27 protein-coding genes are annotated in these 13,294 nt (G+C 62.8%); all 27 read right to left on the reverse strand.

Going from position 1 to position 13,294, the window contains the following annotated elements; all coding sequences use genetic code 11:
- Positions 1-93: 93 nt before the first annotated feature.
- Positions 94-699 carry a 30S ribosomal protein S4 gene (gene rpsD / locus IPM12_00970; protein MBK9146370.1) on the reverse strand — a complete coding sequence of 202 codons (606 nt, stop codon included), beginning with the start codon at positions 697-699 and terminating at the stop codon, positions 94-96.
- An 84-nt stretch (positions 700-783) separates the two neighbouring features.
- The gene (gene rpsK / locus IPM12_00975) at positions 784-1,197 is read right to left on the reverse strand and encodes a 30S ribosomal protein S11 (protein MBK9146371.1); all 414 of its coding nucleotides are present in this window, start codon (positions 1,195-1,197) and stop codon (positions 784-786) included.
- Positions 1,198-1,261: 64 nt separating this feature from the next.
- Positions 1,262-1,639, reverse strand: a complete 378-nt coding sequence (gene rpsM / locus IPM12_00980) for a 30S ribosomal protein S13 (protein ID MBK9146372.1) — start codon at positions 1,637-1,639, stop codon at positions 1,262-1,264.
- A gap of 18 nt (positions 1,640-1,657) precedes the next feature.
- The gene (gene rpmJ, locus IPM12_00985; GenBank protein MBK9146373.1) at positions 1,658-1,774 is read right to left on the reverse strand and encodes a 50S ribosomal protein L36; all 117 of its coding nucleotides are present in this window, start codon (positions 1,772-1,774) and stop codon (positions 1,658-1,660) included.
- A 13-nt stretch (positions 1,775-1,787) separates the two neighbouring features.
- Positions 1,788-2,009, reverse strand: coding sequence for a translation initiation factor IF-1 (gene infA / locus IPM12_00990; protein MBK9146374.1), 222 nt, complete (start codon positions 2,007-2,009; stop codon positions 1,788-1,790).
- A 67-nt stretch (positions 2,010-2,076) separates the two neighbouring features.
- Positions 2,077-2,883 carry a type I methionyl aminopeptidase gene (gene map / locus IPM12_00995; GenBank protein MBK9146375.1) on the reverse strand — a complete coding sequence of 269 codons (807 nt, stop codon included), beginning with the start codon at positions 2,881-2,883 and terminating at the stop codon, positions 2,077-2,079.
- A gap of 3 nt (positions 2,884-2,886) precedes the next feature.
- The gene (gene secY / locus IPM12_01000; protein MBK9146376.1) at positions 2,887-4,224 is read right to left on the reverse strand and encodes a preprotein translocase subunit SecY; all 1,338 of its coding nucleotides are present in this window, start codon (positions 4,222-4,224) and stop codon (positions 2,887-2,889) included.
- On the reverse strand, positions 4,221-4,694 hold the full coding sequence (gene rplO, locus IPM12_01005; GenBank protein MBK9146377.1) for a 50S ribosomal protein L15: 474 nt from the start codon (positions 4,692-4,694) through the stop codon (positions 4,221-4,223). The genes secY and rplO overlap by 4 nt, the downstream gene beginning before the upstream one ends.
- A 47-nt stretch (positions 4,695-4,741) precedes the next feature.
- The gene (gene rpmD, locus IPM12_01010; GenBank protein MBK9146378.1) at positions 4,742-4,921 is read right to left on the reverse strand and encodes a 50S ribosomal protein L30; all 180 of its coding nucleotides are present in this window, start codon (positions 4,919-4,921) and stop codon (positions 4,742-4,744) included.
- A gap of 32 nt (positions 4,922-4,953) precedes the next feature.
- Positions 4,954-5,472 (reverse strand): 30S ribosomal protein S5, encoded by a 519-nt coding sequence (rpsE, locus tag IPM12_01015; GenBank protein ID MBK9146379.1) that lies wholly within the window; start codon positions 5,470-5,472, stop codon positions 4,954-4,956.
- 12 nt (positions 5,473-5,484) lie between these two features.
- On the reverse strand, positions 5,485-5,838 hold the full coding sequence (locus IPM12_01020) for a 50S ribosomal protein L18 (GenBank protein MBK9146380.1): 354 nt from the start codon (positions 5,836-5,838) through the stop codon (positions 5,485-5,487).
- A gap of 10 nt (positions 5,839-5,848) precedes the next feature.
- Positions 5,849-6,403 (reverse strand): 50S ribosomal protein L6, encoded by a 555-nt coding sequence (gene rplF / locus IPM12_01025; protein MBK9146381.1) that lies wholly within the window; start codon positions 6,401-6,403, stop codon positions 5,849-5,851.
- Between the two features lie 12 nt (positions 6,404-6,415).
- Positions 6,416-6,814 (reverse strand): 30S ribosomal protein S8, encoded by a 399-nt coding sequence (gene rpsH, locus IPM12_01030; GenBank protein MBK9146382.1) that lies wholly within the window; start codon positions 6,812-6,814, stop codon positions 6,416-6,418.
- Between the two features lie 47 nt (positions 6,815-6,861).
- On the reverse strand, positions 6,862-7,131 hold the full coding sequence (gene rpsN / locus IPM12_01035) for a 30S ribosomal protein S14 (protein MBK9146383.1): 270 nt from the start codon (positions 7,129-7,131) through the stop codon (positions 6,862-6,864).
- 43 nt (positions 7,132-7,174) lie between these two features.
- Positions 7,175-7,735 carry a 50S ribosomal protein L5 gene (rplE, locus tag IPM12_01040; protein ID MBK9146384.1) on the reverse strand — a complete coding sequence of 187 codons (561 nt, stop codon included), beginning with the start codon at positions 7,733-7,735 and terminating at the stop codon, positions 7,175-7,177.
- Positions 7,736-7,738: 3 nt separating this feature from the next.
- Positions 7,739-8,059 carry a 50S ribosomal protein L24 gene (gene rplX / locus IPM12_01045; protein MBK9146385.1) on the reverse strand — a complete coding sequence of 107 codons (321 nt, stop codon included), beginning with the start codon at positions 8,057-8,059 and terminating at the stop codon, positions 7,739-7,741.
- A 3-nt stretch (positions 8,060-8,062) separates the two neighbouring features.
- Positions 8,063-8,431, reverse strand: a complete 369-nt coding sequence (gene rplN, locus IPM12_01050) for a 50S ribosomal protein L14 (GenBank protein ID MBK9146386.1) — start codon at positions 8,429-8,431, stop codon at positions 8,063-8,065.
- A gap of 12 nt (positions 8,432-8,443) precedes the next feature.
- Positions 8,444-8,725, reverse strand: a complete 282-nt coding sequence (gene rpsQ / locus IPM12_01055; GenBank protein MBK9146387.1) for a 30S ribosomal protein S17 — start codon at positions 8,723-8,725, stop codon at positions 8,444-8,446.
- On the reverse strand, positions 8,722-8,934 hold the full coding sequence (gene rpmC, locus IPM12_01060; GenBank protein ID MBK9146388.1) for a 50S ribosomal protein L29: 213 nt from the start codon (positions 8,932-8,934) through the stop codon (positions 8,722-8,724). Before rpmC ends, rpsQ begins: the two co-directional genes overlap by 4 nt.
- Positions 8,935-8,943: 9 nt before the next feature.
- Positions 8,944-9,366 carry a 50S ribosomal protein L16 gene (gene rplP, locus IPM12_01065; protein MBK9146389.1) on the reverse strand — a complete coding sequence of 141 codons (423 nt, stop codon included), beginning with the start codon at positions 9,364-9,366 and terminating at the stop codon, positions 8,944-8,946.
- A gap of 5 nt (positions 9,367-9,371) precedes the next feature.
- Entirely contained in the window at positions 9,372-10,190 is an 819-nt protein-coding gene (gene rpsC, locus IPM12_01070) for a 30S ribosomal protein S3 (GenBank protein MBK9146390.1), read from the reverse strand.
- 17 nt (positions 10,191-10,207) lie between these two features.
- On the reverse strand, positions 10,208-10,606 hold the full coding sequence (gene rplV / locus IPM12_01075; protein ID MBK9146391.1) for a 50S ribosomal protein L22: 399 nt from the start codon (positions 10,604-10,606) through the stop codon (positions 10,208-10,210).
- Positions 10,607-10,609: 3 nt separating this feature from the next.
- On the reverse strand, positions 10,610-10,879 hold the full coding sequence (gene rpsS, locus IPM12_01080; protein ID MBK9146392.1) for a 30S ribosomal protein S19: 270 nt from the start codon (positions 10,877-10,879) through the stop codon (positions 10,610-10,612).
- Between the two features lie 15 nt (positions 10,880-10,894).
- A complete protein-coding gene (rplB, locus tag IPM12_01085) occupies positions 10,895-11,734 on the reverse strand; it encodes a 50S ribosomal protein L2 (protein ID MBK9146393.1) in 840 nt (279 codons plus the stop codon).
- Positions 11,735-11,737: 3 nt separating this feature from the next.
- Positions 11,738-12,031, reverse strand: coding sequence for a 50S ribosomal protein L23 (gene rplW / locus IPM12_01090; GenBank protein ID MBK9146394.1), 294 nt, complete (start codon positions 12,029-12,031; stop codon positions 11,738-11,740).
- A gap of 3 nt (positions 12,032-12,034) precedes the next feature.
- Complete coding sequence (gene rplD / locus IPM12_01095; protein ID MBK9146395.1) at positions 12,035-12,667, reverse strand: 50S ribosomal protein L4; 633 nt, start codon at positions 12,665-12,667, stop codon at positions 12,035-12,037.
- Position 12,668: 1 nt separating this feature from the next.
- Positions 12,669-13,286: a 50S ribosomal protein L3 gene (gene rplC / locus IPM12_01100; protein ID MBK9146396.1), complete on the reverse strand. Its 618-nt coding sequence runs from the start codon at positions 13,284-13,286 to the stop codon at positions 12,669-12,671.
- Positions 13,287-13,294 lie beyond the last annotated feature (8 nt).

Raw genomic sequence — 13,294 nt, forward strand, 5'->3', positions numbered from 1 at the left:
GGGTTGTTCGTTGTCTGTTGTCCGATCTATGTTGCCAGTCCTTGTCCGATCGCTGATGGCTGCCTGGCATGGGCAGCCGGCAACGGCTGCTTCCTACTTCGAGTACAATTCCACGATGAGCTGCTCGCGGATGTTCTCCGGGATCTGCGCGCGCTCAGGCAAGGTGATCACCTTGCCGCTCAGATTCGCGGGGTTCCACTCAAGCCAGTCGAACCGCTTGCTGTTCACCGAGACGCTGTTGGTGATCGTCTCCAGTGCGCGGCTCTTCTCACGCACGGCTACGCTTTGGCCCGGGCGCAGGGTGTAGCTCGGCACGGTGACCACGCCGCCATCGACGATGATGTGGCCATGGCTCACGAGCTGGCGCGCACCGCGGCGCGTGGGCGCGATGCCCAGGCGATAAACCGTGTTGTCCAAGCGGGCTTCGCACAGCTGCAGCAGCACCTCGCCGGTGATGCCTTTCTTGCTTGCGGCCGTGTGGAACATCTTCTCGAATTGGCGCTCGAGGATGCCATAGGTGTACTTGGCCTTCTGCTTCTCCTTCAGCTGCGTGGCGTATTCGCTCTGCTTGCCGCGGCGCTTGGTGAGGCCATGCTGGCCCGGTGCATGGGGCTTGCGCTCCATCCACTTGGTGGGGCCGAGGATCGCTTCGCCGAATTTGCGGGCGATCCGTGTCTTGGGTCCGGTGTATCGTGCCATTGGGGTTCGATTTGGATGCGGCCTTGGTTTCCCGCACCGACAACGGAGCGCGCGTCCTTTCGCGCTCCTACAGGTTGATTGGTGTTAGACGCGGCGCTTCTTGGGCGGACGGCAGCCGTTATGGGGCATGGGGGTGATATCGATGATCTCGGTGACCTCAACGCCATTGTTGTGCAAGGCGCGGATGGCGCTTTCGCGGCCACCGCCTGGTCCTTTCACGAACACCTTCACCTTGCGCAGGCCGAGCTCGAAGGCTTCGCGTGCGGCTTCCTCGGCGCTCACTTGGCCCGCGTAGGGGGTGTTCTTCTTGCTGCCGCGGAAGCCCTGCTTGCCGGAAGAGGACCAGCTGATCACCTCGCCCTTGTTGTTGGTGAGGCTGATGATCAGGTTGTTGAAGGTGGCCTGGATGTGGGCCTGTCCGAAGGCCTCGACGACCACCTTCTTCTTCTTCTTCTTGCCAGCGGCCGCGCCGCCTTTTCCTTCTTGCTGCTTTGCCATTGTCGTTTCGATTGGTCGGGGTTGGTTCACGCGCGCCCAAGAGAGGGCCCATCATGATGCGCCCCTACTTGGTCGCTTTCTTCTTGTTGGCCACGGTCTTGCGCTTGCCCTTGCGGGTGCGGCTGTTGGTGCGCGTGCGCTGGCCACGAACGGGCAGGCCGCTCCGGTGGCGCTGGCCGCGCCAGCTCCCGATGTCAACCAGGCGCTTGATGCTCAGCTGCACCTCGCTGCGCAGGGCGCCCTCCACCTTCACCTGCTCATTGATGTGCTGGCGGATGCGCGCCTGCTCATCATCGGTCCAGTCGTCCACCTTGGTGTCGGGGTCCACGCCTGCGGCTTGGAGGATGTCCAGCGCCTTGCTGCGGCCGATGCCGTAGATGTAGGTGAGGCCGATGGCCCCGCGCTTGGTCTTGGGTAGGTCGATGCCTGCGATACGTGCCATGCTCGTTCGGTTGTGTTCTCAGCCCTGACGCTGCTTGAACTTGGGGTTCTTCTTGTTGATGATGTAGAGGCGGCCTTTCCGGCGGACGATCTTGCAGTCCGCGGAGCGCTTCTTGAGGGATGCCCTTACCTTCATGGTTGTCTTTTCTTTAGCTCTTGTATCGGAAAGTGATGCGCCCTTTGCTCAGGTCGTACGGGCTCATCTCCACCTTCACCTTGTCACCGGGCAGGATCCGGATGTAGTGCATCCGCATCTTGCCGCTGATGTGGGCGATGATCACGTGACCGTTCTCCAGTTCAACGCGGAACATGGCATTGCTCAGCGCCTCTTTGATGACGCCGTCCTGCTCGATGGTCCCCGTCTTGCTCATTTCCTTCCTTTCGTTCTTCTTTCACTATCCGTTGCGCTCACCGCTCCGAGCGAATCCTGATTCGCCCCTACGCGGTGATCAATTCACCTTTCATCTTCAGCACATCTTCGATGTAGCTGAACGTTGACAAGACCTCTGCACTCCCGGCCCGCACGGCCACATTGTGCTCGTAGTGCGCGCTGGGCTTCCCATCCTTGCTCACCACGGTCCATCCGTCGGTGAGCTGGCGCACCTCCTTCACGCCCATGTTGATCATGGGTTCGATTGCCAGCACCATTCCGTGCTTGAGCTTCACGCCATGCCCGCGCCGACCGTAGTTGGGCACTTCGGGCGCCTCGTGGAGCTTGCGGCCCAAGCCGTGCCCCACCAATTCGCGCACCACGCTATAGCCGTGGCTCTCCGCGTGGCTCTGGATCGCGAAGCCGATGTCGCCGGTGCGGTTGCCCTCGAATGCCGCCTCGATGCCCTTCGTCAGGCACTCCTTCGTCACGCGCAGCAGGCGCTTCACCGGCTCGGCCACCTCGCCAACCATGAAGGTGTAGGCGCTGTCTCCGTACAGGCCGTTCATGAGCACGCCGCAATCAACGCTGGCCACATCGCCCTCCTTCAGCACCCGGTCTCCGGGCAGCCCATGCACCACTTGCTCGTTCACGCTGATCAGCAATGTGCTCGGGCAACCATAGAGGCCCTTGAATCCTGGCACCGCGCCATTATCACGGATGAATTCCTCGGCCATGCGATCGAGCTCGCCGGTGGTGACACCGGGGCCGATGCGCCTGGCCACTTCCGCCAAGGTCCTGCCAACAAGCAAAGAACTCTCCTTCAGCACTGCGATCTCGTCATCGCTCAGGTCAACCTGGGGCTTGCTCCCCATGGTTCACCCAGCCATGCCATAGGCCGCTCCTTGATTCCTGCCCTTGATCCGCCCGCTCTTCATCAATCCGTCGTAATGGCGCATCAAGAGATGACTTTCGATCTGCTGCAGCGTGTCCAAGAGCACGCCCACCATGATCAGCAATGAGGTTCCGCCGAAGAACTGCGCGAATCCCTGTTTGATGCCCATCATGCCCGCGAAGGCCGGGAGGATGGCCACCAAGCCGAGGAACACGGCCCCGGGCAAGGTGATGCGGCTAAGCAGTTCATCGATGTGCGAGGCCGTGGCCTTGCCGGGCTTCACGCCAGGGATGAAGCCGCCGTTGCGCTTCATGTCGTCGGCCATCTGGTTCGGGTTCACCGTGATGGCGGTGTAGAAGTAGGTGAAGGCGACCACCATGAGGAAGAGGGCGATGTTATAGCCCCAGCTCTGGCTGTTGGTGGCGGTCTGCATCCAAGCGCGCACGCTCTCGCTCAGGAAAGGCGCCTGCGCGATGTACATGGGAATCAGCACGATGGCCTGGGCGAAGATGATCGGCATCACACCAGCGGCATTCACCTTCAAGGGGATGTAGTTGCGCACGCCGCCATACTGCTTGTTGCCCACCACGCGCTTGGCGAACTGCACCGGGATCCGGCGCGTGCCCTGCACCAACAGGATGCAGCCGGCGATGATGAGCACCCAGAGCACCACTTCGACGAGCAGCAGCACCAGGCCGCCTCCGCCGGGGCCCATGCGGCCCACCACCTCCTGCGCGAAGCTCTGCGGCAATTGCGCGAGGATGCCGATCATGATGATCAAGGAGATCCCGTTGCCGAGGCCGCGCTCCGTGATGCGCTCGCCGAGCCACATCACGAAGAGCGTGCTGGCCGTGAGGATCACCACGCTGCCCCACACCCAGCCCAGGTTATCGAGCGGAGCGGCTCCTTGCTCGATGCTGGTGTAGAGGTAGCCGGGCGCCTGCGCCATGCAGATGGCGATGGTGAGGTAGCGCGTCCACTGGTTCAGCTGCCGGCGACCGCTCTCCTCCTTCTGCTTCTTCTGCACTGCCGGGATGGCGATGCCCGCGAGCTGCATGATGATGCTCGCGCTGATGTAGGGCATGATGCCCAGCGCGAAGATGCTGGCGCGGGTGAAGGCCCCGCCGGTGAAGATGGCGAGGATCTCCGCGATGCCACCGCCGCCAGCGCTGCTGTTGGCCATGGCCGCGCTATCAACGCCGGGCAGGATGATGAAGCTGCCGATGCGATACACCAGCAGCAGGCCCAGGGTGATGAGGATGCGCGTGCGCAGCTCCTCGATGCGGGCGATATTCTTGATCGTGTCGATCAGGTTCTTCATGCCTCAGTCTTGGGGGCGATGGTGACGATCACTTCGGCCTTGCCGCCTTTGGCCTCGATGGCCGCTTTGGCGGAAGCGCTGAAGGCGTGGGCGGTGATATTGAGCGCTCCCGTTACTTCGCCGCGGCCGAGCACTTTCAGCAAATCGTTCTTGGCGATCAACCCGTTGGCGCGCAGCACGGCGGGGTCGAGGACGGTGAGGTTCTTATCCGTGGCCAGCGCCTGCAGGGCATCGAGGTTGATGCCCTTGTACTCCACGCGGGTGGGGTTGGTGAAGCCGAACTTCGGAAGTCGCCGCGCCAAAGGCATCTGGCCGCCTTCGAAGCCGCGCTTGCGGTTGTAGCCGCTGATGGCCTTCTGGCCCTTGTGGCCCTTGCCGGAAGTGCCGCCGCGTCCGCTGCCTTGGCCGCGGCCCAGGCGCTTGTTCCTCTTGGTGCTTCCCTCTGCGGGCTGTAGTCTGCTCAGGTCCATGATTCGTTATCGTTGTTGGGGCTGCGTGTCCGCCGCCCGGTCTGCTCTCAAGCGGCCTTCACGTTCACCAGGTGCTGCACCTTGCTTACCATGCCCAGCACCTGCTTGGTGCCTTCGTGGGTGATGCTCTTGCCGATGCGGCCCAGGCCGAGGGCCTTCAAAGTGGCCTTCTGCCGCTCTGGGCATTTGATCTGGCTGCGGGTCTGGGTGATGGTGATCTTGCTCATGGCCTATTGCCGATTGTCTCGGTATGCTGTCGTTATCCGTTGAATACGCGTTCCATCTTCACTCCGCGCTGGCGCGAAACCTGGATCGCATCGCGCATGCTGGTGAGGGCCTCGATGGTGGCCTTCACCACGTTGTGCGGATTGCTGCTGCCCTTGCTCTTGGCCAGCACGTCTGTGACGCCCACGCTCTCGAGCACGGCGCGCATGGCACCGCCCGCGATCACGCCCGTACCGTGCGCGGCAGGCTTCAGGAACACCTGCGCCCCAGCGAACTTGCCCTCTTGCGAGTGCGGGATCGTGCCCTTGAGCACCGGCACCTTCACCAGGTTCTTCTTCGCGTCGTCGATGCCCTTGGCGATGGCCTCCTGCACCTCCTTGGCTTTGCCGAGGCCGTGGCCCACCACGCCGTTCTCGTTGCCCACCACCACGATGGCGGCGAAGGTGAAGGTGCGGCCGCCCTTGGTCACCTTGGTGACACGGTTCAGGGCGACGAGCTTATCCTTCAGCTCGAGCTCGCTGCTCTTTACTTTCTTGAGGTTCGTATCGGACATGTGCGGTGTTGATCAGAAGTTGAGGCCTGCTTCGCGGGCGGCTTCGGCCAGCGCTTTCACGCGGCCATGGTACAGGTAGCCATTGCGGTCGAACACCACCTTGTCGATGCCAGCGGCCTTCGCTTTCTCAGCGATGGCCTGGCCCACGACCTTGGCCTGCTCGATCTTCGGGATGCCGTTGGCCTTCTTGTCCTTGAGCGATGATGCGCTCGCCAAGGTGCGGCCGGCGACATCGTCGATGATCTGGGCGTACATGCCCGTGTTGCTCCGGTAGATCGACAGGCGCGGGCGCTCATTGGTGCCTTGCACCGTCTTGCGCACCCGTTGCTGGATCTTCTGTCTGCGTGCTTCCCTGCTGAATGCCATGGCTCAATGGTTATTTGCCTGCCGCTTTTCCAGCCTTGCGACGCACCACTTCGCCGACGAAGCGCACGCCCTTGCCCTTGTAAGGCTCCGGCTTGCGCAGCGAGCGCAGTTTGGCGGCCACCTGGCCGATGAGTTGCTTGTCCGCGCTCTCGAGGCGGATGATGGGGTTCTTTCCTTTCTCCTGTCCAGCGGCCACCTTGATCTGCGGGGGCAGCACCAAGGTGATGCCGTGCGAGTAGCCCAGGGACAACTGCAACTGCTGGCCTTTGGCGGCGGCGCGATAGCCCACGCCCACCAATTCCTGCTCGATCACATAGCCCTCGCTCACGCCCTTCACCATGTTGGCGATAAGCGCGCGGTACAAGCCATGCTTGGCACGGTGCGGCTTGGCATCGGTGGGGCGCACGAGGTTCACCACCGTGCCTTCCTTCTTCACGGTGATCGCCGGGTCAACGGCCTGCTCCAAGGTGCCCTTGGGACCCTTCACAGTGATCAGGTTCTTATCGCTGATGCTGACCTCCACCCCTTTGGGCAGTTCGATCGGCGCTTTTCCAATTCGGCTCATGGTAGTGTGTTCTTAGCTCACGTAGCAGAGCACTTCGCCGCCCACGTTCAGCGCGCGCGCCTCCTTGTCGGTGACCACGCCCTTGCTGGTTGAGATGATGGCCACGCCGAGGCCGTTGAGCACGCGGGGCAGCTGCTCCACATGGGCGTACTTGCGCAGGCCGGGCGTGCTCACGCGGCTGAGCTCGCGGATGGCGCTCTGGCGGGTCTGCTGATCGTACTTCAGGGCGATCTTGATCAGGCCCTGCTTTCCGTCGTCCTCAGCCTTCCAGGAAAGGATGTAGCCCTTGTCGTAGAGGATGCGCGTGATATCCTTCTTGAGGTTGCTCGCGGGCACCACCACGACCTTCTTGCGCGCCATGATGGCGTTGCGCAGGCGGGTGAGGTAATCGGCGATGGGATCGGTGGTCATGGTCTTGTCTTTTGCGGTCTATCAACTGGTTGAGGAAAGCCTCTCCCTTACCAGCTCGTCTTGGTCACGCCGGGGATCTTGCCCTCCAGGGCCATGTTCCGGAACAGGTTGCGTGAAATGCCGAAGAGCCGGATGTAGCCGCGCGGGCGTCCAGTGATCTGGCAGCGGTTGTGCATGCGCACCTTGCTGCCATTCACGGGGAGCTGCTGGAGCTTCTCCCACTCGCCAGCCTTCTTCAGGGCAGCGCGCTTGGCGGCATATTTCTCCACCATGCGTGCGCGCTTGCGCTCGCGGGCTTTCATGCTTTCCTTGGCCATGGTCTCTTTTGTTGGGACCGGGATTACCCGGCCCGTGCTGTTTCTATTTCTTGTCCTTGTCCGAGAACGGGAATCCGAAAGCGGTGAGCAGGCTCTTGGCCTCCTCATCGGTATCGGCAGTGGTCACCACGGTGATGTCCATGCCTTGCATGCGCGTCACCTTGTCGATGTCGATCTCCGGGAAGATGATCTGCTCCTTCACGCCGAACGTGAAGTTGCCGCGGCCGTCGAAGCCGGAAGCCTTCACGCCGCGGAAGTCGCGGGTACGGGGAAGGCTCACCGCGATCAGGCGGTCGAGGAACTCATACATCCTGTCGCCGCGCAAGGTCACGCGCGCGCCGATGGGCATTCCTTTCCGCAGCTTGAAGTTGCTGATGTCCTTGCGTGATACGGTGGCCACGGCCTTCTGACCGGCGATGCTGGTCATCTCGGCCACGGCGTTCTCCACGACCTTCTTATCACCCACGGCGCTGCCCAGGCCCTGGTTGAGGGAGATCTTCACGATGCGGGGAACCTGCATGGGGCTGCTGTAGCCGTACTCCTTCTGGAGCGCGGGGGCCACCTCTGCGGTGTATTTGGCGCGTAGCCGGGGAACGTAGCTCATGGCTTAGGCCTTGTTTTTCTTGGTCTTCACGTAACGCTCCAGCTTGCCATCCTTATCCAGGCGACGGCCCACTCGGCCGGGTTCGCCGGTCTTAGCGTCGATCAGCATGAGATTGCTGATGTGGATCGGGCCCTCTTTGTCGACGATGCCGCCTTGCGGGCTGGCCGTGCTGGGCTTGCTGTGCTTCTTCTGGATGTTGCGGCCCTCGACGATGGCGGTCATGCGCTCGCGATTCACCTCGAGCACGCGGCCCTGCTTGGTGCGGTCCTCGCCGGCGAGCACCACCACCATGTCGCCTTTCTTGATGTGCGTCTTCTTCTGCATGGCTTAGAGTACTTCGGGGGCCAGGGAGATGATCTTCATGAATTTCTTCTCGCGCAGTTCCTTGGCCACAGGGCCGAAGATGCGCGTGCCCTTCATCTCGCCTGCGGCGTCGAGGATCACCACGGCGTTGTCGTCGAAGCGGATATAGGAGCCGTCCTTGCGGCGGGTCTCTTTGCTCGTGCGCACCACAACGGCCTTGTGCACGGTGCCCTTCTTGGCCTGTCCGTTGGGCATGGCATGCTTCACGGTGACCACGATGGTGTCTCCGATGCGCGCATAGCGGCGGGCGGTGCCGCCGAGCACGCGGATGCAGAGCACTTCCTTGGCGCCGCTGTTATCGGCCACGTTGAGTCGGGATTCCTGTTGGATCATGGCGGTCTGGGATTACTTGGCGCGCTCGATCACCTCCACCAGGCGCCAGCGCTTGAGCTTGCTGACCGGGCGGGTCTCCATGATGCGCACGGTGTCACCGATGTGGGCATCGCCCTTCTCATCATGCGCCATGAACTTGCTGGAGAGCTTCACGAACTTGCCGTACTTGGGGTGCATCACGCGCCGCTCCACGGTGACGGTGATGCTCTTGCTCATCTTATCGCTGGTGACCACGCCGATGCGCTCCTTGCGGAGGTTGCGGTCGGTGGCGGCTGCGTTGGTCTCGGTGCTCATTTGCCGGCTGTGTTGGCGAGCTCGCGCTTGCGGAGCTCAGTGAGGATGCGCGCTACTTCCTTGCGCTTGTGGCGCAGCTGCATCGGATTCTCGATGGGGCTCACGGTGTGGCTGAAGCGCAGCTTGGTGAGGCCATTGCGCTCCTCCTGCAGCTTGTCCTGCAGCTCCTGCACGGTGAGGTCGTTGAGTTCTAGTCCTTTCTTCTTCATGGCGCTCGCTTATTGGCCGTCGTAATCCTCGCGCATCACGAACTTGGTGGGGATCGGGAGCTTCTGGGCCGCCAGGCGCAGGGCTTCGGCCGCAGTGGCCTTGGGCACGCCATCCACCTCGAAGATGATCCGGCCGGCATGGCACACGGCCACCCAATGGTCCAGGGAGCCCTTGCCCTTACCCATGCGCACCTCCGCAGGTTTGCTGGTGACGGGCTTGTCCGGGAACACCTTGATCCACACCTGTCCTTCACGCTTCATGTAGCGCGTAAGGGCCACACGGGCAGCCTCGATCTGGCGGCTGGTGAGCCAAACGCTCTCCATAGCCTTCAGGCCGAAGGAGCCGAGGCTCACACGGTGACCGCGCTGGGCCTGCCCTTTCATGCGGCCCTTGTGCATATTGCGACGCTTGCTGCGCTTGGGTTGCAACATGGCTCTTAGTTGTTACGGTTATTTGCTCCACGACCCGCGCCGCCAGGGCCGCGGCGATCACCACCTCCACCGCCGAAGCGACGGTCTCCGCCCGGGCCGCGGCGGTCTCCGCCACGGCGCTCCGGGCGATCGCCGCCCATGCGAGGACCGGCAGCCCCTCCGCCCCTGGGTTGTCCCACATTGGGGCTCAGGTCGCGCTTGCCATATACTTCTCCGCGGCAGATCCAGCACTTCACCCCGATGCGGCCCATTTTGGTGTGCGCCTCGGTGATGGCGAAGTCGATGTCAGCGCGCAGGGTATGCAGTGGCACGCGGCCGTCGCGGTATTTCTCGGTGCGGGCGATCTCGGCGCCGTTGAGGCGGCCGCTCACCTGCAACTTGATGCCTTCAGCTCCCATGCGCATCGTGCTGGCCACGGCCATCTTCATGGCGCGGCGGAAGCTGATGCGGCCTTCGAGCTGGCGAGCGATGCTGTCAGCCACCAAGCGGGCATCGAGTTCCGGGCGCTTGATCTCGAAGATGTTGAGCTGCACGTCCTTGCCGGTGAGCTTCTTCATCTCCTCGCGGAGCTTGTCCACCTCAGCGCCGCCCTTGCCGATGATCACGCCGGGGCGCGCGGTGTTGATGGTGACGGTGACCAGCTTCAAGGTGCGCTCGATGACGATCTTGCTCACGCTGGCCTTCTTCAGACGGGCCATCAGGTAGGTGCGGATCTTCTCGTCCTCCACCAATTTCTCGGTGTAGTCGTTGCCGCCGTACCAATTGCTGTCCCAGCCCTTGATGAAGCCGAGGCGCTGCCCGATCGGATGTGCTTTCTGTCCCATAGGTTCTTGTTCTCGGCTTAGGCTTCGGTGCTATCGACGATGAGGCTCACGTGGTTGCTGCGCTTCTTCATGCGGTAAGCGCGGCCTTGCGGCGCGGGCAGCATGCGCTTGAGCCCGCGGGCCTCGTTCACTTGGACGCTGGTCACTTTCAGCGCGGCTTCATCGGCCTTACGGCCTTCGTTCTTGGCCTCCCAGTTTGCGATGGCGCTCATCAGGAGCTTCTCCAGGTCCCGGCTGCTGTGGCGGGTGCTGAAGCGCAGGATGCCCAGTGCCTTGTCCACGTTCTCACCGCGGATCAGGTCGGCCACCTGCCGCATGCGGCGGGTGCTGGTGGGCACATTGCGCAGGTGCGCGATGGCCACGGTCTTCATGGCCTCCTTGCGGGCCTTGGCGGCGAGGTGCTTACGCTGTCCCATGGCTTAGTTGCTCTTATTGCCGCTGTGTCCACGGAAGGTTCGCGTGGGGGCGAATTCGCCCAGCTTGTGGCCCACCATGTTCTCGGTCACATAGACCGGAATGAACTTGTTGCCATTGTGCACGGCGATGGTGAGGCCCACGAATTCGGGGCTGATCGTGCTGGCGCGCGACCAGGTCTTGATCACGTTCTTCTTGCCCGAGGCCTGCGCCTCGCCTACCCGCTTGGAGAGCTTGTAGTGGATGAACGGCGGTTTCTTGAGTGAACGGCTCATGATCTATGCTTGGAACTAGGCGCCCTTCTTGGCGTTGATGCGTTCGAGGATGAAACGGTTGCTGCGGTTCTTCGGCGCGCGGGTCTTCTTACCCTTGGCCAACAGGCCTTTCCGGCTGCGCGGATGACCGCCGGAGGCACGACCCTCGCCGCCACCCATCGGGTGATCAACCGGATTCATTGCCACGGCGCGCGTGCGCGGGCGCCGGCCCTGCCAGCGGCTGCGGCCGGCCTTGCCGCTCTTCTGCAGCATGTGCTCGCCGTTGCCCACGGTGCCCACGGTGGCCAGGCACGATACGAGCACCATGCGCAACTCGCCGCTCGGCATCTTCAGCGTGGCATAGCGGCCCTCACGTGCGCTGAGCTGCGCGAAGGTCCCCGCGCTGCGTGCGATGGACCCGCCCTTGCCGGGCTGCAGTTCCACGTTGTGCACCACGGTGCCCAAAGGAATCTCACTCAGCGGGAGTGCGTTGCCCACTTCGGGCGCTACACCGCTGCGGCCGCTCAGGAGCACCTGCCCGACCTGCAGGCCGGTGGGCGCCAGGATGTAGCGCTTCTCGCCATCGGCGTAGTTGAGCAGGGCGATGCGCGCGCTGCGGTTCGGGTCGTATTCGATGGTCTTCACCGTGGCCGGGATGCCATGCTTGTCGCGCTTCACATCCACGATGCGGTAGCGCTGCTTGTGGCCGCCGCCGATGTAGCGCATGGTCATCTTGCCCTGATTGTTGCGGCCACCGGACTTATTGGCGCCGCTGGTCAGGGACTTCTCGGGCACGTTGGTGGTCACGCCCTCGAAGTCGGTGATCACGCGGTGGCGCGTGCCGGCGGTAACGGGGTTGAGCTTGCGGATACCCATGGCTTAGATGCTGCTGTAGAGGTCGATGGTCTCACCGGCTTTCACGGTGACGATGGCCTTCTTCACGGCGGGAGTGCGGCCGCGCAGGATCAGGCTCTTGGTGTAGCGCGTGCGGCGCTTGCCGTGGCTGATCATGGTGCGCACGCCGGTCACGGTGACGTTGTACTCCTTCTCCACGGCCTGCTTGATCTGCACCTTGTTGCTGGTGCGGTCAACCACGAAGCCATAGCGGTTCTCCTTCTCGCCCTGGGCCGTGAGCTTTTCCGTGACGATCGGTCGGATGATGATCTGGCTCATGGCTTACTTGGTAAGGATTGCCTCCAACGGGGCGATCGCGTCCTTGGCGATGATCAGTCCGTTGGCGTTCATGATATCGTAGGTGCTGAGCTCGCTGGCCACCACCACACGTGCGCGCTGCAGGTTGCGGCTGCTGAGGAGCAGGTTCTCGTCCTTGGAGGGCACCACCAGCACGGCTTTGCGCGCGCCGAGTTCAAAGGCCTTGAGAAGGGCTGCGAATTCACTGGTTTTAGGGGCGCTCATCGCGGCACTGTCAAGCACTTTGATGGCGCCGTCCTTGGCCTTGTAGGTGAGGGCGCTGCGACGGGCCAGGTCCTTCACCTTCTTGTTCAGCTTGAAGTGGTAATCGCGCGGCTTTGGGCCGAAAACACGGGCGCCACCTGGGAAGAGCGGGCTCTTGATGGAGCCTTTGCGGCTGCCGCCGGTGCCCTTCTGCCGATGCAGCTTCTTGCTGCTGCCGCTCACCTCGCTCTTCTCGAGCGTCTTGGCGGTGCCTTGGCGCTTGTTGGCCAGGTGCTGCTTCACGTCCAGCCAGATGGCGTGGTCGTTGGGCTGCTCGATGGCGAACACCGCATCGTTCAGCTTGGCCCTTTTGCCGGTGGACTTTCCGTCCTTGCTGTAGATCTCGATTTCCATCTTACTTCCAGATGATCACGTAACTGCCCTTGGCACCGGGAACGGTGCCCTTGAGCAGCAACAGGTTCTTGGTCGCGTCCACCTTCACCACCTTGAGGTTCTCGGTGGTGATCTTGTTGCCGCCGGTGCGGCCGGCCATGCGCATGCCCTTGAACACGCGGCTGGGGTACGAGCTCCCGCCGAGCGATCCCGGTGCGCGGCTGCGGTCGTGCTGGCCGTGGGTGGCCTCACCCACGCCGCTGAATCCGTGGCGCTTCACCACGCCTTGGAAGCCCTTGCCCTTGCTGTTGCCGGTAACGGTCACGAAGCTGCCTTCCTCGAAGAGGTCAACGCCCACGGTATCGCCCAGCTTCAGCTCGGTCTCGAACTCCTTGAACTCGTGCGCCTTCACCTTGGGGGTGGTGTTGGCCTTCTTGTAGTGGCCCATTTCCGCAGCGTTCGAGCTCTTGGCGCGACGCTCGCCGTAGGCCAGTTGCACGGCCTGGTAGCCGTCCTTCTCTTGGGTCTTCACGTGGCTGACCACGTTGGGCGCAGCCTCGATCACGGTGCAAGCCACAAGGCTGCCGTCCGTATCGAACAGGCTTGTCATCCCGATTTTCTTTCCGATCAATCCGCTCATGGCTGCTG

The sequence above is a fragment of the Flavobacteriales bacterium genome, assembly GCA_016716605.1.
GTDB lineage: Bacteria > Bacteroidota > Bacteroidia > Flavobacteriales_F > PHOS-HE28 > PHOS-HE28.